Below are 21,160 nucleotides of genomic sequence, written 5' to 3'. Positions count from 1 at the left end.
CAACAACTTGGTTCTTCTCGGACTTATTATTTGGCGTTACATTTTCGAAGCAACAAAGAATAGTGCTACACCGCAATACATACATAAGGCCGGCGTAATGGCGTCCGTTATGCAAGAATTGATTGATCAGACAATTGACTGCATTGAGGCTGACCCCAATTTTACGCTCTCCGAGAAAGCATTTGACGGCCAACCAATTGTGAACGCACTCAAGAATTACCAGTTGGACTGGAAAGAGATTGGGGAGTTCCATAGTTTCTTCAGATGGCCACACGAACTTTAAGCCAGTCTCAAGAAATGAGGCTGATCTGTCCGCAAGGACGCAGACGAAAGGCCCGCTCGGTAGCGGTTCATTCATCTTCATCTCCTCGTGTTTCGTGGTGGTAACCCGCCAATTGGTGGCTGGCTGGGTGTTGATCGTGGCCCGAATATCTGCCAATCAATGCTTCAAAGGGTGGTGGCAGATGAAAATTCTCGCATGGGCGGCTGGAGTTCTGTTTGCGATTTGGTTGACCGCATTCACATTGATTAAGTGGTCAGATCTTGGCTGCTCACAAGATTGGACGATTTGTGCTCATGAAACTGGCATCTGGTTTCGTAAGTTGGTTTTGCTCGAATGGGCATCGAAGTGGCAGCCTCTTCTAGCCGGGGTTTGTGCGGTTTTGGGCGGAGCTTTTGTCCTGGTCGGCGCCCGAGAACAGGTGCGCGGTTCAGTCGATTTGGAGAACAAACGGCGCAAAGATTCAAACGTTGTTGCTTGCGCAATTGTTTCTAAAGCATTCACCGATTTGATTACCGATATTGATACGCATTCACATCGACAAAGTCTTGGAATATACAACAGATCGTCCCCTTCCAATATTGTTCTCAGACCAAGTTCAGCTGAAATTTTGAGTACCGTTGATTCGACACTTAGCGAGAGAGCTTATGATCGCTTTAAAAAGTGCCAATCTATTATTTCTTCGGAGAGTGCCTCTAATCTAGATATTCTCAGTGCTAAGGCACACTGTTTCATTTGGTCATATTTATTAAATTACATTTCGAAAAATCTTTCCGAAGACGGTGCGTTTAAGTTTTCTCTTGTCGAAACGATACCCTCAGAAGATTTATACAGAAACGCCACACAATCAGGTATTGTATTGAGGCTAGCGATTGGAGACTACGCGTTTATACAACGCCCTATCACGCCGCCCTCACGGTAATTGTCTCACCGCCAACTCGCAGCTCCGCACCCGGTACATGTTCGCCAGCATCCAGCACCGCCTTAATCGCAGTCTTGTCCGGCTCGCGCTTCAATTTAACAACGTTATCTGGCAGCAGCGCTTCATCCACAATCTCAACGCCGGCGCGGCCCTTGCCGATGCTCACAGTCGCTTCCGGCAGGCTCACTTTTGTGAGGTCAGCAGCCTTCAACAGGCGCAGCAACAAGGCCCGCATTGCGTCCTTGCGTCTCGTGTATCGATCCTTTCGCGCTGCCAAGTCCTTGGCGCGCTCTCCAATTGCCAACAACATGGTGTTGGCATCGCGCTCAATTGCTACGATCTTGCCCAGCACGCGGTAGGCGTCCGTCTCGCCTTCGATTGTGTCGGCGCGCAGTTCCTCGTCTTCGGCCAGTTCTGGGTATGCCGCGATCAAGTCGGCGAATTCCCGTTCCAGCACGGTGACATCATAAGCCAGGTAATTCTGGGCTTTCGCATTGTCAGCTTTGTTTTGCATAATTGCTCCTCGTGTCGGTGGTTGGTATTGCTGCGATAAGCAGCGGTAGGTAAGTTAACACGCCTCGCGGCGTATCCCGTTAACGGGTTGTCAAAATGGAATCTCGTCGTCCAATACGTCAGCCAGCCCGGCAGATACTCGACCGTAGTTTGATGTCGGCGCATTGTCGTTGCTCGCCTCCGGCACGTTGTCGTTCGCTGCGCCCGCGATAGCGTCGACCACTTCCCAGTATTTGCCGTTCGGTTTGACCACGATTTCGGCGGTCGGCAGCAGCTCGTTCTGGCGCTCCATGAATTCCAGCACGGTTTTCGGGAACGGTGCCTGACCGCCATGCTTTCGCCACCACCTGTCAGACTTCGACTTAAAGAAGCCGGCATGGGCTGGGCCGAGCCATTCGTTGATTGGCGACATGCCAACCCAGTAAGACACCTTCACGCTGTCCTGCTTACCGCCCTTTCCTTCGTGGTATGCGAAGGTGCGCCGTTCCACCTGACGTGTGCTGGCGTTGTCCTTCGACAACATCGGCACGTCTTCGGCCTGCGCAGATATCTTCGGCGTTTCATCGACCGGGAATTCATATCCGCAGTCCGGGCAAGTATGCAGCGATGCGTGGATCAATGATCCGCAGCCGACTAGACCACGATCGTCAGGCTCTTGCGGACATTGCTTGACAGGCGCTTCGCCGTCGCCCTTCTTCATACCCGGAGGCGTGACCGCGTCTATAGGACCGTGCTTACGAACGACGCCAGCGAAGTCCAGAAACAGACAGTCCTCTTTGCCGGGATAAAGGCGCAGGCCACGACCCGCCATTTGGACAAAAAGGCCCGCTGATAAAGTGGGGCGACAAAATGCGACCAGATCGATGATAGGCAGGTTCGTGCCGGTCGTGAGCACGGAATTATTCGTCAGTGCGCGGATCTTGCCAGCCTTGAAGTCAGCTAGAATCCGGTCGCGTTCACCGGTCGGTGTGTCTCCAGTCACTGTCTCACAGCTAAAGCCTCTACTGCGAATTTCATCCCGCATATGTCGCGCATGTTCAACGCCGCTGCAAAAGCAAAGCCAGGCTTTACGCTCAGCGCCCGATGCGGTGCCGTATGTGACTATCTCGTCGACCACGGAAGCGGTGATATCGTCCTTGTCGATGGCCGCCTGTAGCGCGTTCTGCTTATAGTCGCCTCCCTGTTTGCCGACGCCTGACAAGTCGAACGCTGTCGCCATACCCTTCGAAATTGGACGGCGGAGATAGCCTTCCTCGATCATTTCGCCGATTGGCTTTTCAAAGCAGATGTCGTCGAAAAGTGCGCCGTCACCTTCCGTCAAAAGCCCTTCGCCCAAGCGATAAGGAGTGGCCGTGAGACCGACCAGCTTCAGCTCAGAGTTGATGGCACGCAGGCCTTCAATCAGTTTGCCGTATTGCGTTTCCGAGTTTCTGGGCATCAGGTGGGCTTCATCGACCAGAACGACGTCGATGTGGCCGATCTGTTCCGCCTTGTTTGCGATGGTCTGCACACCGCCGAAAACGATCTGCGCCTTCGCATCCCGTCGACCTACACCGGCCGAAAAGATACCAGCAGGCGCGAAAGGCCAGATGTTCAGGAGCTCCTGGTAATTCGATAGGATCAGCTCGCGAACATGCGTCACGACAAGCACACGCATGTCGGGCCAGCCTTCAATCAGTTCCTTGCAGATCGTACCCAGCACGAGGCTCTTGCCGCCGCCCGTTGGAAGCACGATAAGAGGCGAGCCGGGTTGTTCGCGCCAATAGTCATATAGGCCGTCAACCGCGGCGCGTTGATAGTCGCGTAAGGTTAGCATTTGGGGGGCGTTACCTTGAAAAAGTATGGGTTTGGAGGCGAAAGCTCGACGTACGTCTTCGTCGCGGCTGTTGCGATTTTCAGCGCTATTCTTGGGTTCAGTTTTGGCGCCACTTGGCGCGGTTCAGTTTCTGAGAGCGCTCCATTTGGCTGGGCTGAGTTCTGGCTGAACCGATATCAAACAGGCTTAACGATCATCGTGGCCGTGCTGATAGCGAAACAACAGCTGGATTTAGCCCGTAAACAGCATATCGCCCAAGTTAAGCGGTCGTTTAAAGGCCAACTTGATGCAATTCGAGCAGTTCGAAAGGCAATGTCATCCCTTACAGAACAAACGTTTGATGAGATCGTGGAAAACAGCAAACGGGAATCGGTCTTCTTTTGGCTACTGGACAAATCCGAAATTGAGTTAATCGAACGAGAACTACCCGGAGGGATTTCAGTACACTCCATCGGCTGCGCAGAGCACCTTGCCAAATTCATCGATGAATTTTACGGCAATAAGAAAGACCAACACTCGCTTCGAACTTCGTACAATCTTCTTCAAAAGCGGGCGATGTACACTCTGCAATTAGCCGAGAGATCATACGACGAACTTTCGGAATACTGGTCCTAACTACCCATCTCTCCCCTCACCCCATCCACCCAAATCTCACCCGTCGCCAGTCTGTATGTAACTGTCTCCGCAACCTCGTCCGCATCGATCTGCTCGCCATTTATCAGCCCCGGCAGATAGAGGTGTGCCGGGCAGCCGTCGCGTTGTTCGTCGATCGACAAAGGCTTGTTCCAACGCGCGCATGACATATGGCAATCGCCACCATGCTCTGGTTGAACATGAAGGCAGGTGCGGCAGTTTACGCGCGGCTGCACGCCTTCGTGGCAAACGCCACGATGTTTGCAGAACATGCAGCCGAAGAACTCGGGATCTTCGGTAATCCGGCTGGGCGGTTCGTCTGAAAACACGATGCGTTCGCAGCGTGCCAGCAGACGCAGGCAGAATTCCACATCATATTCGATGCGCTCGGCATAGAGCGTGTCGGTGTTCTTGCACGACGCCAGATACAAACAGCGTGTCAGGCCGAAATCATGCATTCCAAGTTGGCACTGGGCAAAATGCAAGGGCTTAGCGTTCTGGCAGCCGTGCTTTTGCAGTTCCTTGATGCCCTTCTCGTTGCTCGACTTGAATTCCAACAGGTGCTCAGTCTTCGGCGCTTCGGGCACGCCCATTGCCTTGCCGTCGCACTTGCCGCGCACGAAACCCGACACCAACCTGATTTTGTCCTGTTGCCCGTAGACGTCTACGCCGATGCGTTCTAGGTCGGCGACTAAGCGGTCTTCCTCAATATTGCCGGTAGCGAACAAGCGGAGCTGGCGGCCAGAATGAACCTCGTGCGCCGACACCCATCGGAAGCCGTACCAAAGAGCGCGGTCGCATTCGGTGCCCGCCTCGCCCACGCTGATTCCCCACGAGTCCCAGGACTTAGCCTGGGCCTCGTAAGATGCATAAATGGCTCGGACCGTGCTGGATTCAGCTTTTGGGAGGGGTGCCATCCCCTACACCCTCATCGGCATAAGTACGCCCGTCCAATCGCCCTCGCCCTTCACGACAGCAGGCGAGCCTGCATCACCGAGCGCAAAGCGCACGCTCGGTTCATCCAGAGCGCCAAGCATGTCGTTGACGTACCGGGCGTTAAAGCCGATTTCCAAAGGCTCGCCTTCGAACGTGGCCTCAACTTCGTCGCTGGCCTTGTCTGCCAGTGACAGGCGCAGCACATCGCCGACGGCGAATTTCACGGCACGCGGCCTGTCATCAGCAACCGCGGCGACACGCTCCACAGATTTCATGAGGGCTTGCCGATCGACGGTAAGTACATTGCCGTTGCCGGTGGGAATCACGCGCACATAGTCGGGAAATGTGCCGTCGATCAGCTTGCTCGTGATAACCGTTGAGCCAGTCGTAACGCGCACCTTGTTCTGTGACAGTTCAAGCGTGACAACGCCCTTTGGCAGTAATCCTACGAGCTTGCGCGGCAGGATGACGCCGCCCTCCAACGAGGAAGGCAGGGTACCGGCAGGACCGATGTTGCGCATAAGCCGGTGGCCGTCCGTTGCGACAGCAACCAAGCGGCCTTCGACAGCATGCAGATATACGCCAGCCAGATAATAACGGGTCTCTTCGGTCGAGATGCAGTGCACACACGGCGCGACAAGCGTAGCCAGATCCAGCGCAAGCGTCGTGTCGAACTTCCCTGCACTGAAGGACGGAAAATCTTCAGCAGGCAAAACGTCGAGCTTGTAACGGCTGCGACCCGACGCGACGGTAAGGCGGCCTTCATCTAAGGCAAGGGTGATGTCTCCCGTCGCGCGCTTTGCGATGTCCGCAAGCATCTTACCGGGGACGGTCACACTACCGGGCTGGCAGTCGAGCACCGGCAGGCTGGTCGTTATCTCCACGTCGAGATCGGTTCCGGTCAGGCGCAACTGGCCGTCCTCGACAGCCAAGAGCACGTTGGCGAGAATAGGAATGGAATTGCGGCTTTCGATGGCACGGTTGACGGTCGCCAAGGCGTGCGCGAGCTGTGAGCGGTCAATGCTGACTCTCATCAAAGTCTCCTCGGTGAAGGATGGTTAGTGGCGGTTCTTGGTGAGTTCGCCAGCGTCGCCGCGAAAATCCACGTCGGGCAAGATCGACTGCGGCTTGAAGATAACGCGATAGTGGTAGGCGCTCACGTCGGCACTTTCCAACTGCTCGACAAACGCGCTCGTGTTGTCGGACAGCACGAGCGTATGGCGCTTATACGCGCTCGGGCCGGTTTTGCAGATCACATTGAATGCCGTGCCGCCAGAATTCAGGTCCATGGAGCAGCGGCCCTCTATCGTCAGCATGTAGCTGTCGGTGATACCGTTATAGAAAACCACACGACGGCTGATTTCGAAGTTATCAGCGGCTCGTTTGATGTTCTCATTCGCCACATTGGCGTCGCTGTTGCAGCCGGCCAGTAGGGCAAGGGCGAGTGCGCCCGCAAGCATCTTCAGCTTGTTCATAAGAGTCTCCTCGTGTTCGGTACGGTACGGTGGTTGCTACCGGCGCTTTCGCGCCAGTAGCGGGTTGGTGTGGCTTAACCCCAAGGGCGCTTCTTGCCTGCCGCAGCAGCCGCCGGTGCTGGCTTGTTGCTGTTAGCTGCCGCGGGTCGGTTGTCATTGGCCGGACGGGCCTGTGCTACAGGCTGGTTTGCGTCGATCGAAGGCTGGGGGACGTTGCCTTCGTCGGGGAAGTAGTACTTCTTGATTTCCGCACGAGCCGGATATTGTCCGTCCTTCGAAGGCTTGCCGAGGCCGATCTTTGCCGTAAACGCCTTGAAGTGCAGTTCTTCGGAATCCTCGACTTCCGAGACGCCGATCGCTCGGCAAAGGCTGGCGAACTGCCTCTGGCCGATCTCTTGGGCCTGAGCGTTCTTGTGCTCCAGATTGTAGAAATTGAAGACCTTGCGGCCCTGGTATTCCTCGGGGCGAAGAACCGTCATCGTTGTCTTGAGGCCGGTACCGTTTGCGCCTTCCTTGACCTCCGACGCCTCGATTTCCAGCTCATAGTCACCGTTCGGCAGCTCCGAGTAATCGGACTGTGTCGTGTCGTGTTTGGTCGCATCAAAGGTTGAGCCAAGTCTGGCCATCTATAAATTCCTCGTGTTGTTGGTGGTGTGGTAGCGGCGAGGCCTACGCCTTCGCCCGATGGATAGCCGGGCGGAAGAACCCGCCGATGAAACCGAGCGAAGCGCCGATCTGCCACATCGCAAGGCCAGCCGCGTTGATGCCAACGGCGGCAAGGAAGGCGTGGATTGTTTCTGCGAAAAACAGGCCCACAACCCAGCCGACGAACGCGCCACCGAGAACGCCGATGAGCGGTGCGAAAAAGAGAATGGCTGCGATCGCTACGAGGCCAGCTAGAGCTTCTTCCATTAAGCGGCGTCCCTCTGTCCATTGTCGTTCGCAGCATCGAGGTATTTTGAAAGCTCCTCAAATCCATGCCCTTGCCGATAAGGAATGGTGGCCGGTGCACCTTTCAACCGGTTCTTCGCCAAGAACCCGGCCCGCTCATCCGTATGGATGACGCGTTCTGCGCCAGACATACCCTCTGGCTTATTCTTCTTTTCGCCGCCGAAGCCTTCCTTCACTTGCTTTACGGATGTGCGGCGGTTGAGGAATAGCAGCGCCTTACAGTTTTCGATGACGAGATCGAGAGCCCTCTTCTGCAATTTCGGGCGATATCGATCATACGAATCCACGAGTGGATCGTTGAACGACTTAGCTTCGCTGTGCAGGATCTGAATTACAAACAGTCCTGCCCGGTTCAGTGCAGCGATAGCCTCATGGTATTCTTTCCACTCGACGTCGGCGGCGAGGTAACCCTTGCCAAAAGCTGTCGGGGAGCCCTTGTCGTTGCTATCGATGGAATCCCATCCGTTTCGCGCGCAGGTCGCAGCCCAAACCATCGGCTCGATCTTATCGACCGAATCCAGAATGACAGTCTGAAATTCGTGTTCTTCGGTCAGAATTTCTCCGAAAGTATCCAGAAGGTCGCTGAACGAAGTGATTTCAGCACTTGGTAGGTCGATGCCGTCTGGCGGCTCCTCGCCTTCAACATAAAGATAGATCGGCTTTGGAAACTCAGCAGCAAGACTGGTTTTTCCGACACCGGGCGTGCCGTAAATGGCAATCGACGGTGGCGTCTTGCGTTTACTGGACTTCAATCTGTCAAAAACAGACATGTGGTCTCCTCGTGTTCAGTAGGTGTGGTGGGTAATGGCGATTGCGGCGATGACGGCCGCAAGTATGAGCCAGCCGACAAGCCATGCAGGTGGGCTTGTGAGCAGCCATGCGCGTGGGGCGGTCATTTAAAGGCCGCCATTCTTGCGAAATGGGCCGCGGCCAAGGCCATATCGAACGTGGCCAAGTCAATGCGATCCACCCCAAGATGAATCGCTGAGAGTGCCATCACAGCGATACCGAATATTTTCTCGAAGATCTTCATGCCGAACCCCACAGATAAAGCAGCCCGTAGAACGGCAGCAGCAGGTTCCAGAACAGGAAGGCTGCAATTGTCGTGGCGATTGCCAGCGCGAAAGCTGCAAGCGCCAAGGACTGCCCGATGCGTCCGACGCCGGGCTTTCGCCCGGGGTCGATGTGCGGCATGTCAGTCGCGGCTTTTGTGGTGAAGGAAATCATGCCAGCACCCATGCGTAGAGTCCGACCGCCAAGGCGAGCACGGCAACAACTGCCAAGCCCCAGAGAAAGCGGTCACCAAAGCCGAGCGTGGTTTCCGGCTCATACAACGTGTCGCCGTCCGCGTAGTCTTTGGGCGCATAGTTGCGCGTGTGGCTGTACGTGGTGGAGGTCATGCTGCCACCGTTACTGCGTCTGCACGCATTACGATTGGTGCTTTCTGCCCAATTTCGACCCAGACATAATCGCCGAACCGGGCGAGCTCGTAGCCGTAATATCCCTTGTTAAGGCGGACTAGCGGTCCTTTTGCCACGTGCAGTTGTGAAGGGCCGGCCTTGGACGCGTCGATAAATACGGTTCCCGCCTGTTGCTCCGCGACCGGTTGGTTGTCATTGCTGGCTGGATCGTCGACCCATTCAGCGATGAGGTCGTTCGTGGACTCAAGATACAAGGCGCGACCGTCTTCGTCGTAATAACAATCATTACTTTCCCAAACCAACTCTTTGAAGCCCGTTCGTGTGATTGGCCCAACCTTGCGCCCATCGTGGGTGCGATAGAACTTGCCCTCCCTGATAGTGAAAGCAGGCTCAAGGCTGTCAGGAGACTCCGTGCTTCTGCCATAAGATGGTGTGTCCACCTGTACTCCCCAGTTTGTTACTGCGACAACAACCGTCTCGCAGCCAGCAACTGACGTTGGGTAGCTCTTTTTGAAGCGCACCCGATCACCAACTTTAAACTTCGCCATCACGCTACTCCCCTCGTCTTGGTGTTTTTCGTAAGCTTCACTTTCTTGGTGAAATCGACCGGGATGATGTTGTCCTCTTCTGGCCTGTCAGCCTCGACACCGCAGCCGTCCTCTTCAAAATCGGGCTCAACTTCGAAGCGCGAGACCTCAAGCTGCACAAGGCCCGTGCCGGGAACCATGAAACGCACCGTCAGCCAGCGAAAGCTGTCGCGCTCCTCGATGATGATGCCCTTCCATTTCCAAAGCTTGTGGACGACTATCTCGCCCGGAAGATCCCAGCACTCACCGCAATCGCACGTCATGCGGCACCTCTTTTCGGTGCGCGGTGGTAAGTGACCGGCGCGCTGGAAACATGCGTCCCATTCCGAAGCTCTGCTTTCGCACGTGCTTCTGCTTTTTGCGCAGCCGTCCGGTAAGGCTTGCGGTTTGTCATGTCCCGCTCGCCCGTTCGTGTGTATTTCGTTTTCAAGATGTCCTCCTCGTCGGGAGGTTAGTCGTCTGCCCCGTCATCCTCGCGGTCGGCCTGCCTCGTAAGGCTAGTGGACTGTGCCCGTAAATGGACCGTCCAGAATGGTTATGCGGGGCAACGAGACATAAATGTCCATGCACCCTCCCGAATAACCGCCGTTAAAAGTTGTGCGCCGCACAACGGTGCTTGCGGTGGGCTCTGGCGCCGGTAACGTGGGCGTTCTTTCCGAAAGCAGCGACCATGCGTGGCCTCTGGTAATGCCCATCACTTCCGCGATCTTCCCAAACGACGCGCCTCTTTTACGGTGCGCGGCGGCAGTCGCCTGCAGTTTGTGTCTTGATGAATGCTGCATGTCTCCTCGTGTCTGTTGGTGATGGTTGACAAGCGCCGCGTCTAACGGCATCTGTCTGGTCGCGCGGGGTGGTACCTGCGAAGGAAATCGCGGAGTAGAAGCGGCTTCGGCCCTCCTCGTGTTAACCGCGACGTACGGGCAGGCTGGGGTAACGGGTGGTGCCGACCCATAACAGCCTGCTTTTTAGTTGGCCGTCTTATACTGCGACCAGATAATCGCGGCGAATTCCTGCCGATCAGCTTCGTCCAGCGCGGCCCATGCATCCCAGAACGCCTGACGCTTTCTGTCTTTGTTTGATGTCACTGCTTTTGTGGTGCTCTCGGCAATAATCTCTAGCGCCTTATCGGCGGTTATTGGCTTGGGCTCCGGCGCTGGGCGTGCGCTGACCTTTTCGCCCCGCTCTGCTCGGCTGATAAGGTTTTCGCGTTGCTCGGTGGGCAGTTTTGCTAGGGCGTCCATTTCGACGCCTTTATCAAGGCTGGTGCCAACAATGCGGTTGATGTCGGAGCCGAGATCGCGGGCACGGGCGATTTTGACATTGATCTGCGTCTTGCTGTCGCCAGTTAACTCAGACAATTCTGACGCGAACTCTTTTGGACGGTGCCCACGTCCATCTTCCCTTTTACTTTCAATCGAACGGTTTCCGTCCGATTGAAGTTTTTTCCATATCTCCTGTCTACGGCCGATATGTGCCGCCTCCTCGGCAGGCGACAGTTCTGCGCGTGCAAGATTTTCGTCGATCTCCATAAGCTCGGCGCGAAGATCGTCGACCTCGTAAACTTCACATTCAATCACTTCGCGTCCGAGTGACTGCATGGCCAGCAAACGGTGCCGACCATATATGAGGACGGGGACAGCCCCCCACTCCTCACCGTCAATCATCATTGAATCAACAATGCGTACCGCAGGTGCGTTCATCAGGCCGATTTCTGAAATACTTTTGGCAATTTCTGCGACCTTTTCCATGTTGGCGCCACGAAGGCGCTTGTCATCGACATAGATGTCCTGAATCTCGAACGGCCTGCGGTTCATGATTATGCTGCCTTCTGAATGTCTTGATCGAGCACAACGGCCTTGAGTTTGCCGCCGGCATTCCAGACCACAAAGTGATGGACAAACGCCCGCAGCCAGTTTTCGCGCGACAGTTTGATCTTGTGCTCGGAGTTGAACAGCGCGCGGTGCAGAAGCAGAGCTGGGTTGCCGCGTTTCATGTCTTCGCCATTTCGCACCTTGCGGAAGAACTCGTTGATGTCGTCCGCGCCGTAGCCGACGGCCATAAGATGGAGAGCCGCAACGCCGCAAACAGAAGGGCCCGCGCCCTTTACCGGAGTGCCTGCCGCGGCGGCTGCCTGCTCGATCTTCTCGCGGTTGTCATGGAAGTAATCATCGACTTCAGACGGCGTAGGAGCTCGACCGTTATAGGTCTCAAAGGCAAATGCCGCTATGGCTGAAAGACGGACATAATCGGCGATCCCGGCCACAGCCAGGCGATCCTTTGCCTGACGCTTATCGCCGATATCTACTGTGCGCATTGAGCGCTTTGTTACGCCATAAGAAACGACAGTTTCGATCGTCTTCCCGGTCAGGAGGACCCCGAATGAACGATGTTGACCGTCATTCATCGATCCATCCTTGCATACGATGATCGATTCTCCATTAACCTCAAACCGGCCATCAGCGATGTCGCGCATGATCTTGGCGAGGTTGGCGGACCGCACTCGGCGGTTACCTTCATTGTTCAGCAGAAGGATCTGAGCCCGCTCAGGCGTGATGATATGTACATTGGCGTGGGGATCGCCATCTATAATCATTCGGCGATGCCAAGCTTTTGCCTTGTCGAATTCTTGCGTGTTGCCGAATACAAAAAAACCGTCATCATTATCAGCATTGATCAGGCGCGCGGCAATACGAGCAGCGTTTTCAAACTGCCGCTCCTGCACGAGGCGGAATACTCGTTCGTGTTCGGTTTCATTCGGCGATGCTGGCTTGACTGCTATCGCTCGAGTGGCGAGGCCAGCGGTCGCCACCTTCGGCTGGTCCTCAAGAATACGCGGCTTCGCAATGATGGCCGGCTTATTAAACAGCGCTTCGGCACGAGCGCGCTCTGGCGTGTATCTCTTGCTGCGGGTTGTCACCGGTATTTCCCGGCCTCTAGCTTGTACAATCTGCATGTCATTCTCCTCATGGTTGTGTTTCAATTTTCGGCATGCTTATGTGTAGACGTCGGTGGGGAGCAAATAGCCACTCTGCAGCTTCGGCTGTTCTCATGTAGGCGAAGCGGCGCATCACTGCGTTCGCTGAGAGGCGGCTTTAACCGTCAGAGCGTGGAGGTATTGGCTTATGCTGAAACCTAAGTTGATCGCAGTTCGTGCTTACGTGCGTCTGCGATTTGGCCGACTTGAGCATGTGTGTGCTCATTGGCGGTCATGGCCGGGACAACTGGCCTTCGATTTCTAGGCTGGCGTTACAAACCAGCTAGTCCCCACCGACGCCTGCTAATAAGCATGCGTCGCGCGCCACTAGCCATCTCAGGCTAGCAGCGTCCTTATTGTCCTACGGTGGGCGGTTGTCATTGTCTGCTGGTCTGGTGTCCATCGTCATTCTCCTCGTGTTTTCTGGTCGGTCAGTCCTGGGTTGGTACTATCTGTCCGGTCGCGGAAGCTCCGGCTTCTCTTTGTGCAACTCATTCTCCTTTTTTGTGACCCGGCCTTCTTTGGGCCGGTTGATGGTTGGAATATATTGGGATTTATCCCATCTGTCAATGTGATTTTTCCCATTTTTGCAAATAGGTACAAAAAATGCCGCAAACGCGGCATTGTGATTTATCACTATAGAAGTGTCAGATCCGTATCCGTCGAGCCTGTCGAGGCGGCACGATAGATTCAATGTCAGCAGCCCAAATGACCTCTTGATCGCGCATGGTTGGGCCATTCAGTGATTCCAGATCATAAAGACCTGGTCGAGACCCGCGCGTCAGCCGCTTCAACAGCGCTCGACCATCGCTTAGCCCCACGACGACCATATCGCCAAGCATTTCGTCGGACGGGGCCAGCTTCTGATCACTATAAAAAATCAACGCCCCGTCTACAAAAGTCCCCATGGAGTAACCCTGCACTTCGACGGCTACCGACTCTGGCCCTGCGCCGGGCGGGATAATGACATCCCCGAATCCACCGTCGCCAGTTCCATAGATTATTTCACCGCTCGTATCAGCCCCGACCCGTCCTACCACTGAAGTTACTCCCGGTTCTTCCCCGATAAGATACCCGACAGTGGTATTCAGAATGTTAGCGACCGACTTCAGAGAGTCGATTTTGGGAACGGCACCGCGATCCAAGATGTCGCGTACGAAAGTCTCGCCCATGCCGGCCTCCAGCGACAGGGCCTTCATACTCCAGCCGCCTTTTTTCATCGCGGCCCGAAATCGATCTTTGTCTATAGTGACCTGCTTCATAAATGGGTTTTACCCCATCTCGTATTTATCGTCACTTGGGAAATTTCCCATTGACTAATGTGATTTATCCCATTATATTTTGCACAACAGCACGAAGACAGCCTCACCAGCTTGATCTGCTGACCACCGACCAAAACACGAGGAGCAACCCACATGACCGCAACAGCACCGAGAAGAAGAAGCTCGAAGCCTCGCCTGAATGAAATCATCGGCGGCGGATTCTTTGTATTCCGCCGCGGCAAGAAGACTGGCCGCGTTGGCGTCTTCACCACCATGCCATACGAACACGGCTCGTTTGAGCAGGCCTTGGCAGAAGCGACGCGTCTCGCTGCCCTGTGCCCCGGCGAGACGTTCGAAGTTTTCCAGACGAGCGGCGCCGTAGCCTGTTGCTCGCCAGTAGAGATGGCGGAGGCTGCGTGAAATGGAGCGCAACCCAGCCACGGAACTTGAAGCCGCGCCCCTCCCGCGCGGACAGAAGAATATCGTCGATGCGCTGACAGCTATTTATCCGCGTCGCATCTACATCGACGATCTAGTCGACAACGTCTACGCCTTTGACCCAAACGGCGGTCCTGATGGCGCGCAAAACGTTGTGCGAGTGCAAATCAGTCGCCTGCGCAAGATGCTGCCACCCCACGGATGGACAATTCCAAAACAAAGCTGCGGACGCGGCAATCAGGGCTTTTACTACCTTGAGCCTATCGCTAACGACAACGTTCCAGCAGCGGATCGGGCGGCACCAGACCGGAGGGCTGCAGCATGAATCGCGCTTTGCTTGAGCTGCTCGCCGACGACGAGTTCGAAACGGAAACCGACGCGCCGAAGGCCTACAATGCCGAGCCTATGCGCCGCCCTGACTACAAGGCCCGCAAGCATGGCCGACCACAGCCGTGGCTGCGCTATGCGGCACGCGAAGCGGTCGAGATGACCGTTGTTGTAGCCTTTTGCGTTGCCGCGTGCGGCGTTGGGTTGGGGCTTGTAGCATGAGGCGCGAAAGATAGCGACGGGGCGCTTAGGCCCCCGAACCTCAAAGAATGACAGCCTTGCGCGTTTTTGCGCCACGGTTTTTTGCACCCACCAAAACACGAGGAGACCCTATGTCCAGATGCATCACACACGCCGCTATGGCACCCATCCTGACCGCCGCCGAATTCCAGCAGCAAGGCACGAACGCCGCGCAAGTCCTATCGATTTCAAAAGCCGTCCGAGCGCTCGGTTATCATTCCGAGGCTGAGAGGCTGCGCGACACCGCTTTCGAACTGGCGCGCATTACCGGCGTTCGGTTCCGCTATGGCGCTCCCCGCCAGCGTCGCAGCCCGGCCAACGACAACCGCCGCCGGGCGCGGAGGCAGTAAGAGCTCGAAGCACCTAAGCTGCGATATCTCTATCAAGGTTCATTAGGTATTCAACGAGCTCTTCCGCATCTCTCTTCCGGAGAGAACAGCACAATTGGCCATGAAGGGAGACAGGTTGGTTCGTTACTGTTTCTTGTACTGACCAAAGACCATCTGGTTGTTGAGAAATGTAATAAAAATGAGTTGTCATTTCCAACCCTCGCCACCGTGCATTTGACATCTTATCTCTCCAGCTATTCGATTATTAGGACAAGTAACCCATCAACCAGAGCACCAGAATTACAGGGAGGGGTAATCCAATGAGCCAAAGCAATCCGCCCTTCAGCATGTGCAAAATTCTCCATCATTTCATTCCGCGCTCTAACGCTGGAGGACCCTCGATGGTTCCGCTAAAGCTCATGAATTGGGAAGATTTAATCAGCCATTTCGTAGGAGTAGCTATGGCTCTCCCCGACCGCTTATCGCATACCGAAGCAGGCCGCGCCGCACTGCGGGAAAGGGAGTGAGGATGTCAGCGCGAGACTACAAGCGAGTATTTATCGTCATCGCGGCGCTCGTAGCCATATTCCTCGCCTACCAGCAGATTCCGCAAATTTACATCGGAGAGCGCGCCCAAGGCAGCTACGAGGGCGGAAGCGCGTCCAACGAGGACGTTTCGAAAGCCATACGGGAAGCGCAAGAGGCGGCAGAAAAAGCAGGGCATGTCGCATCGCAGGAAGGTGAGTAAGGATGACGGCTTACACCTTTGCTGACACCGAACGATGGTTGGACGCCATAGCCGGTGTAATTGCCTGCTTCCCAGAAACGGAACACAATCTATTGCCACTTTACGAGCGTGTGGAAGGCATGCAGCGCAATCTCACTGCGAACGATAATATTCGCGACCGCATCAAATCACGGCTGCGTCGAACGGCAGCGTGAATTTTTCCATCTGTTCTTTCCGCCATTCCAAGGAACCGCCCGTGCCATATCGCGGGCGATCAACTGTATGGCCCATCAACATCCGGCGCAACTCATCGTCTAAGCCAGCCTCTTTCATGCGATCCTCGAATGAGTGGCGAAGCGAATAGACGGTATAGCCAGCACCCTTCGGAAACAGCTCGTTGTCCTTGAAATATTTATTCAGCGTCGCTGATAGTGTGTCTTCCTTGTTTTTGTAACGAGGGAAGCCATTCCTATGCTTCTTAAAAACCTCATGCGCTATACCGACTAAAGGCAGCTTGCGAACAGACGAAGCAGTTTTAATCTCGCGCGGATCTGCAGCGTCTTTTCGGGGCGCAATCAGGATATGCGGAACCTTGTCGGCCAGGAATATGTGCTCGGCCGTAATGTTGCAAAGTTCGCTTGGTCGACAGCCCGTCTCGATCATGGCCAGGACTATACCACGAGCCTCTTCGTTTAAGCTGACGAGGGGCCCATAGGTCAGGAACTTCCCTTTGATGATATCCGTCGGGATCGGTGGGCGTGACTTTTCGACCTTCTCTGCAAAGCTCAAATCGCGGAAAGGGTTTGGCCGATCCCTATCGCCCATGTGCTTGAAATACTCAGCAAAGAGAACGCGCATCCCGCCCATCATGCGGTTGCCCATGCTGGCCGATATCGGCTGCTTCCCTTTGGCTGGCTTCGTTATCATTTGCAGCCAAACCTTATAGAATTTCTGGGCGTCCTCGCGCGTTATGTCCGCGATAGCCTTATCTGAAACAATCTTCACAAAATGATCGATCGCCCGCTGCTTATGCGCACGCCAACGCTTTTTCTGAATTTCGCTCTTACCCGTCAATTCGTCGGGAGTTATCTCATCAAAATAGATTTTCAGGGCTTGCGTCACGGACACCGACGGGGTGCTTGCCGCGCCCACCATCGCCGCATCTTCAACCGGATTGCCAGTTACGTGGTTTAGTCGGGCCGCTAGCGCGTCATCCGTAAACGAAAGCAGCCTGTCGGCTGGCACATATGAAATTCCGATGGCTTCTGCGCGCTTAATGGCGGCATCATAAAGTGCCCTTGCCTTATCGCCATCAGCCCCAGCCTTCAGCATCGCCCATAACGCGTCGTCAGCAGATTCGTATTCGTTGCGCTTCGTCATAGCCCGAGCGAGATCGTTTGTTTTCAGGCTTATGCGGATGATGGGAGCGCGACTATCCTTGTCTGCAACAGACGTGGGAACGCGGCGAACATACTGATAAACGCCGTCGCGGTTTTTCAGATATCGGTGTGGATCAGTTTTGATACGATAGCCAGCCATATAGGCATGATAACATGGTGTGACACACATTGTAGCGCATTTTGTAGCACAGTTTGTATCACAAAACGGTACGTTTAAGATCGAACCAACAATAAAAAATCCGCCTAAGCGGTTGATATTGTTACACAATTTTTGTTGAATGGCTGAAAGTAATGGTACGGTCGGTTGGAGTTGAACCAACGACCTCAGGAGCCACAATCCTGCGCTCTAACCAACTGAGCTACGACCGCGTACCTTTGCCGGGATAAGCGCCTCAGCGCCGCCGACAGGGGGTCACATACGGAGAATCGATCCATATTGCAAGCGATTATAGCGCTCTTTTTTCAGAAATTCCCAATTGTCGGATTCAATGTCCAATGCCACCGATAATCTAGACAGACTGGTAACCATCGCGGCTGGCTGGCTGTGAACAACCGGATTATTGACCGCAACCTGTAAAATTGCCTTTCCGGCATTAACTAATGAAACAGAAAATCGGGCTCATACCGTATGGAAATATGGACCCGCGGCCTCAGTGAGCTTATTAACAGGCGGTTAATGGCTACGACGGGGCGGTCGAAAGAACAGATAAGGACCGGTATGTCTGGATCATACCCATTCATCGATATTGCCGCGCTGGATACTATCCGCGAGGGCTTTGCCAAGGGCGATGCGCAGATCGTGCTGACGCGCGACCTGTCGGCTGTGCTTTGGGTGAACGGTGCCGGAGCCCGGCTGTTCGGCTTTGACCGTATCGAGGATATGATCGGCAGCGCCATTGATCTGCCCGTCTCAACACGCCGGCAGATTGCAGCCGCCAGCGACGATAACAGCGCTGAACCCCGCTCCGTGTCCGTGCGTCTTGGCGGTGGCCTGCGTTCGGAACTGACGCGTCTCTGGATATCCCATATTGTCCTGCCCGATGGCGTGGCCGGTCTTGCGATGACCACCAGCGGCACATCGAGCGACGCGGAAGACATCATTGCCGGTCTGAGCGATGACGACACCCATGTCGCGCTGATCGATGCCGACTGCAAGGTCATTGCCGCAAGCCCGCGCTTCGCCGCGCTCGATATTTCCGCCGGAACGCTTGAAGATCTGGTCGTGGAAGTCGCCGATGCGGCTGACCGCATCGTCAAGCGCCGCATCCGCGCTGGCCGCCAGTCGGTTCCGGGCGCCATTGCCCGGCTGATCGACGCACCCGCTCTGCATCTTCTGTGCATCGTTGCTGAAGCCCCGGCGCAGGCCGTGGCGAAGCCAGCTGCCCAGCAGCCTGAAGGCGCGGAAGAAATTCTTGAAGAGATGCTCCCTGAACAGGAAACAACCCTTCGGGAAGAGCCGGTCGCCGAACCCGCAGTCGAAACGCCAAAGCCACAGGGCTTCCAGTTCGACCGGGATGCGCCGCCTGCCCGCTTCATCTGGAAAACCAGCGCCGACGCTGTGTTCAGCGAAATTTCGCCGGAGTTCGGCATAACCGTCGGCCCCAACGCGGCTGATGTCACCGGACGCCGTTTCAGCGATGTCGCCAATGTGTTCGGCTTCGATCATGATGGCAGCATTGCTTCGCTGCTCAACAAACGCGACACCTGGTCGGGCAAGCGGCTGATGTGGCCGGTCGAAGGCACCAATCTGCGCGTGCCGGTGGAACTGGCCGCTTTACCGGTCTATTCCCGTGATCGCGTGTTCATCGGTTTTCGCGGTTTTGGTCTCGTGCGGCCTGACGAAGCGGTGGAAGACCCGGAAGAAATCGGCCTCGCTCTGGCCGGAGGCATTCCGCAAAAGCGCAAACCGGAAATTCAGGATGCCATCAACGCCGATGCTCCCGATGACGACGTGCTGGCGCTGACCGAAGAAATCGCCAATGACGATCATCCCGGTGATATTCTGCCGAAGCCGCCGCTCAATATTGCGCCGACAGCCGGTCGTCGCGATTCCGACAAGGTGATCAACCTTCTGAATGCGGCTGCACAGGAAAAGGTGGCCGCCGATCAGGCGAAGCTCCTGAAAGTCAGGGAACGCGAACAGCGTCCCGAAGGCGGGCTGACCAAGACCGAGCGCAATGCGTTCCGCGAAATCGCCGATCGCCTGCGCAAACAGGGACTTTCCAGCACACAGAGCGAGGCGCCTGCCGTTGAGACGCAAGACGTGGCGGCGGAAACGACGCCGGTTCCACCGGTTGCAGATATCCCCCTTGCACAGGTCGAAGAGCCGCAGGCGGATCATGCCGCGCATGAACCGGCTGCCATCGACGAGACAGCCCTTTTGGCCAATCTGCCGGTTCCGGTCATCATTCATTCCGGCGATGAAGTGCATTACGTCAATCAGGCCCTGCTGGACCTGACCGGCTATGACGCCATTGAAGACATTCGCCATGCGGGCGGCGTGGAAGCGCTGTTCAACAGCGAGAGCGACGACAATGCGCCCCGCCAGGGCATGGTGTTGCGTCGTGCCGATGGCAGCGAGCAGCCGGTCGATGCGCATCTCAATGCGATTGCTTGGCAGGACGGTCGCGCCCTGTTGCTGAGCCTCATGCCGGTTGCAGAAACCCCAGCCGCGCCAGCACCTGTCGAGGCAACCGTGCCGCAATCCGTCACGGACGACGAAGAAAAGCAGGCGCTGGAAGCCCATGTGGATGAGTTGAAAACCATCCTCGACACGGCAACCGACGGCGTGGTGCTGATCGACCCGGAAGGGCGCATCCGGTCGATGAACCATTCGGCATCCGCACTTTTCGGCTATGACCGCGACGAGACGGAAGGCAAGTTCTTCTCTATGCTGTTCGCCATTGAAAGCCAGCGCGCCGCGATGGATTATCTGAGCGGACTTTCGGGCAATGGCGTGCTGAGCGTGCTCAATGACGGACGCGAAGTGATCGGTCGTGAAGCCAAAGGCGGCTTCATCCCGCTCTTCATGACCATTGGCAAGCTGCCGCAGAAGCGTGGTTTCTGCGCCGTGCTGCGCGATATCACGCAGTGGAAGCGCACCGAGGAAGAACTGACCAATGCGCGCAAGGAGGCCGAACGCGCCTCCAACCAGAAGACCGATTTTCTGGCGCGCATCAGCCATGAAATCCGCACGCCGCTCAACGCCATTATCGGTTTTTCCGAACTGATGGCCGACGAGAAATTCGGCCCCATCGGCAATGACCGCTATCGCGATTACCTGCGGGATATCAACCGCTCGGGCAATCATGTGCTGGCGCTCGTCAACGACCTGCTGGATATTTCCAAGATCGAAGCCGGTGCGCTGGAAATGCAGTTTGAAGCGGTGTCGCTCAACGATGCGATTGCCGAGGCGATTGCGCTGATGCAGCCGCAGGCGAACCGCGAGCGCATCATCATCCGCTCCAGTTTCCAGTCCAATCTACCCGACATCGTCGCCGATGCGCGTTCGATCAAGCAGGTGGCGCTCAATCTCCTGTCCAATGCGGTGCGGTTTACCGCGCCCGGTGGTCAGGTGATCGTTTCGACCAGCTATGAGATGAATGGCGACGTGGCCATGCGGGTGCGCGACACCGGTATCGGCATGACCAAGTCTGAAGTCGAACAGGCATTGAAGCCGTTCCGTCAGGTGAACGCTTCGCAGCGCCGCCAAAGCGAGCAGTCGCGCGACTGGCGCAATGAGGGCACCGGCCTTGGCCTGCCGCTCACCAAGGCGATGGTCGAAGCCAACCGCGCCCAGTTCGCTATCGACTCGACGCCTGGACGCGGCACTGTTGTGGAAATCCTTTTCCCGCCAACAAGGGTTCTGGCTGACTAATCAGTCTCAGCATAACCAGACCAAAAAAAAGCGCCGGATAAAACCGGCGCTA

At 55.8% G+C, this 21,160-nt stretch carries 25 protein-coding genes and 1 tRNA gene; 8 read left to right on the top strand and 18 right to left on the bottom strand.

What is annotated here, in order from left to right; translation table 11 throughout:
• The first annotated feature begins 464 nt into the window (after positions 1 to 464).
• Complete coding sequence (locus ABWW11_RS21990) at positions 465 to 1,202, top strand: hypothetical protein (protein WP_319080767.1); 738 nt, start codon at positions 465 to 467, stop codon at positions 1,200 to 1,202.
• Here ABWW11_RS21990 and ABWW11_RS21985 read toward each other — a convergent pair.
• Positions 1,183 to 1,716: a siphovirus Gp157 family protein gene (locus tag ABWW11_RS21985; RefSeq protein WP_319080768.1), complete on the bottom strand. Its 534-nt coding sequence runs from the start codon at positions 1,714 to 1,716 to the stop codon at positions 1,183 to 1,185. The genes ABWW11_RS21990 and ABWW11_RS21985 overlap by 20 nt on opposite strands.
• A 90-nt stretch (positions 1,717 to 1,806) precedes the next feature.
• A complete protein-coding gene (locus tag ABWW11_RS21980) occupies positions 1,807 to 3,531 on the bottom strand; it encodes a DEAD/DEAH box helicase (RefSeq protein ID WP_319080769.1) in 1,725 nt (574 codons plus the stop codon).
• 15 nt (positions 3,532 to 3,546) lie between these two features.
• Here ABWW11_RS21980 and ABWW11_RS21975 point away from each other — a divergent pair, with 15 nt between their 5' ends.
• Positions 3,547 to 4,146: a hypothetical protein gene (locus ABWW11_RS21975; protein WP_319080770.1), complete on the top strand. Its 600-nt coding sequence runs from the start codon at positions 3,547 to 3,549 to the stop codon at positions 4,144 to 4,146.
• On the opposite strand, the gene ABWW11_RS21970 is transcribed toward ABWW11_RS21975, so the two are convergent.
• The 14 genes from ABWW11_RS21970 to ABWW11_RS21905 all read right to left on the bottom strand — a co-directional run bounded on the left by ABWW11_RS21970 (position 4,143) and on the right by ABWW11_RS21905 (position 13,770).
• Complete coding sequence (locus ABWW11_RS21970; RefSeq protein WP_319080771.1) at positions 4,143 to 4,985, bottom strand: oxidoreductase; 843 nt, start codon at positions 4,983 to 4,985, stop codon at positions 4,143 to 4,145. The two genes, ABWW11_RS21975 and ABWW11_RS21970, sit on opposite strands and share 4 nt — an antisense overlap.
• A 99-nt stretch (positions 4,986 to 5,084) precedes the next feature.
• Complete coding sequence (dnaN, locus tag ABWW11_RS21965) at positions 5,085 to 6,134, bottom strand: DNA polymerase III subunit beta (RefSeq protein ID WP_319080772.1); 1,050 nt, start codon at positions 6,132 to 6,134, stop codon at positions 5,085 to 5,087.
• 24 nt (positions 6,135 to 6,158) lie between these two features.
• Positions 6,159 to 6,575: a beta-sandwich lipoprotein gene (locus ABWW11_RS21960; RefSeq protein WP_043062961.1), complete on the bottom strand. Its 417-nt coding sequence runs from the start codon at positions 6,573 to 6,575 to the stop codon at positions 6,159 to 6,161.
• 74 nt (positions 6,576 to 6,649) lie between these two features.
• Positions 6,650 to 7,201 carry a DUF669 domain-containing protein gene (locus tag ABWW11_RS21955; RefSeq protein ID WP_319080773.1) on the bottom strand — a complete coding sequence of 184 codons (552 nt, stop codon included), beginning with the start codon at positions 7,199 to 7,201 and terminating at the stop codon, positions 6,650 to 6,652.
• A gap of 43 nt (positions 7,202 to 7,244) precedes the next feature.
• Positions 7,245 to 7,487, bottom strand: a complete 243-nt coding sequence (locus ABWW11_RS21950; RefSeq protein ID WP_319080774.1) for a hypothetical protein — start codon at positions 7,485 to 7,487, stop codon at positions 7,245 to 7,247.
• Positions 7,487 to 8,296, bottom strand: a complete 810-nt coding sequence (locus ABWW11_RS21945; protein WP_319080775.1) for an ATP-binding protein — start codon at positions 8,294 to 8,296, stop codon at positions 7,487 to 7,489. The genes ABWW11_RS21950 and ABWW11_RS21945 overlap by 1 nt, the downstream gene beginning before the upstream one ends.
• A gap of 122 nt (positions 8,297 to 8,418) precedes the next feature.
• Complete coding sequence (locus ABWW11_RS21940; protein ID WP_319080776.1) at positions 8,419 to 8,559, bottom strand: hypothetical protein; 141 nt, start codon at positions 8,557 to 8,559, stop codon at positions 8,419 to 8,421.
• Positions 8,556 to 8,765: a hypothetical protein gene (locus ABWW11_RS21935; RefSeq protein WP_319080777.1), complete on the bottom strand. Its 210-nt coding sequence runs from the start codon at positions 8,763 to 8,765 to the stop codon at positions 8,556 to 8,558. The genes ABWW11_RS21940 and ABWW11_RS21935 overlap by 4 nt, the downstream gene beginning before the upstream one ends.
• On the bottom strand, positions 8,750 to 8,926 hold the full coding sequence (locus tag ABWW11_RS21930) for a hypothetical protein (RefSeq protein ID WP_319080778.1): 177 nt from the start codon (positions 8,924 to 8,926) through the stop codon (positions 8,750 to 8,752). Before ABWW11_RS21930 ends, ABWW11_RS21935 begins: the two co-directional genes overlap by 16 nt.
• The gene (locus ABWW11_RS21925) at positions 8,923 to 9,495 is read right to left on the bottom strand and encodes a hypothetical protein (RefSeq protein WP_319080779.1); all 573 of its coding nucleotides are present in this window, start codon (positions 9,493 to 9,495) and stop codon (positions 8,923 to 8,925) included. The genes ABWW11_RS21930 and ABWW11_RS21925 overlap by 4 nt, the downstream gene beginning before the upstream one ends.
• Positions 9,495 to 9,797, bottom strand: a complete 303-nt coding sequence (locus ABWW11_RS21920; RefSeq protein WP_319080780.1) for a hypothetical protein — start codon at positions 9,795 to 9,797, stop codon at positions 9,495 to 9,497. The genes ABWW11_RS21925 and ABWW11_RS21920 overlap by 1 nt, the downstream gene beginning before the upstream one ends.
• A 702-nt stretch (positions 9,798 to 10,499) precedes the next feature.
• A complete protein-coding gene (locus ABWW11_RS21915) occupies positions 10,500 to 11,348 on the bottom strand; it encodes a ParB/RepB/Spo0J family partition protein (RefSeq protein WP_319080781.1) in 849 nt (282 codons plus the stop codon).
• A 2-nt stretch (positions 11,349 to 11,350) separates the two neighbouring features.
• Positions 11,351 to 12,487 (bottom strand): hypothetical protein, encoded by a 1,137-nt coding sequence (locus ABWW11_RS21910; protein ID WP_319080782.1) that lies wholly within the window; start codon positions 12,485 to 12,487, stop codon positions 11,351 to 11,353.
• 668 nt (positions 12,488 to 13,155) lie between these two features.
• Positions 13,156 to 13,770, bottom strand: a complete 615-nt coding sequence (locus ABWW11_RS21905) for a hypothetical protein (protein WP_319080783.1) — start codon at positions 13,768 to 13,770, stop codon at positions 13,156 to 13,158.
• Positions 13,771 to 13,923: 153 nt separating this feature from the next.
• On the opposite strand from ABWW11_RS21905, the gene ABWW11_RS21900 reads away from it, so the two are divergent.
• The 5 genes from ABWW11_RS21900 to ABWW11_RS21880 all read left to right on the top strand — a co-directional run bounded on the left by ABWW11_RS21900 (position 13,924) and on the right by ABWW11_RS21880 (position 15,852).
• Positions 13,924 to 14,190, top strand: a complete 267-nt coding sequence (locus ABWW11_RS21900; protein ID WP_124916077.1) for a hypothetical protein — start codon at positions 13,924 to 13,926, stop codon at positions 14,188 to 14,190.
• A gap of 1 nt (position 14,191) precedes the next feature.
• A complete protein-coding gene (locus ABWW11_RS21895; RefSeq protein WP_283736207.1) occupies positions 14,192 to 14,533 on the top strand; it encodes a helix-turn-helix domain-containing protein in 342 nt (113 codons plus the stop codon).
• A complete protein-coding gene (locus ABWW11_RS21890) occupies positions 14,530 to 14,757 on the top strand; it encodes a hypothetical protein (RefSeq protein ID WP_266035548.1) in 228 nt (75 codons plus the stop codon). The genes ABWW11_RS21895 and ABWW11_RS21890 overlap by 4 nt, the downstream gene beginning before the upstream one ends.
• 110 nt (positions 14,758 to 14,867) lie before the next feature.
• Positions 14,868 to 15,125: a hypothetical protein gene (locus ABWW11_RS21885; protein WP_109367052.1), complete on the top strand. Its 258-nt coding sequence runs from the start codon at positions 14,868 to 14,870 to the stop codon at positions 15,123 to 15,125.
• A gap of 508 nt (positions 15,126 to 15,633) precedes the next feature.
• Positions 15,634 to 15,852 carry a hypothetical protein gene (locus ABWW11_RS21880; protein WP_124916080.1) on the top strand — a complete coding sequence of 73 codons (219 nt, stop codon included), beginning with the start codon at positions 15,634 to 15,636 and terminating at the stop codon, positions 15,850 to 15,852.
• A gap of 162 nt (positions 15,853 to 16,014) precedes the next feature.
• On the opposite strand, the gene ABWW11_RS21875 is transcribed toward ABWW11_RS21880, so the two are convergent.
• Complete coding sequence (locus ABWW11_RS21875) at positions 16,015 to 17,370, bottom strand: site-specific integrase (RefSeq protein ID WP_319080784.1); 1,356 nt, start codon at positions 17,368 to 17,370, stop codon at positions 16,015 to 16,017.
• Positions 17,371 to 17,523: 153 nt separating this feature from the next.
• Positions 17,524 to 17,600: transfer RNA gene (locus ABWW11_RS21870), tRNA-His, on the bottom strand.
• Between the two features lie 349 nt (positions 17,601 to 17,949).
• On the opposite strand from ABWW11_RS21870, the gene pdhS reads away from it, so the two are divergent.
• The gene (pdhS, locus tag ABWW11_RS21865; RefSeq protein WP_109367050.1) at positions 17,950 to 21,108 is read left to right on the top strand and encodes a cell-division control histidine kinase PdhS; all 3,159 of its coding nucleotides are present in this window, start codon (positions 17,950 to 17,952) and stop codon (positions 21,106 to 21,108) included.
• The last annotated feature ends 52 nt before the right edge of the window (positions 21,109 to 21,160 follow it).

Origin of the sequence: Brucella sp. NBRC 113783, from assembly GCF_040372265.1 — a bacterium.
Lineage (GTDB): Bacteria > Pseudomonadota > Alphaproteobacteria > Rhizobiales > Rhizobiaceae > Brucella > Brucella teleogrylli.
The sequence above is the reverse complement of the archived record's forward strand: the minus strand, read 5'-3'. Positions and strand labels throughout refer to the sequence as shown.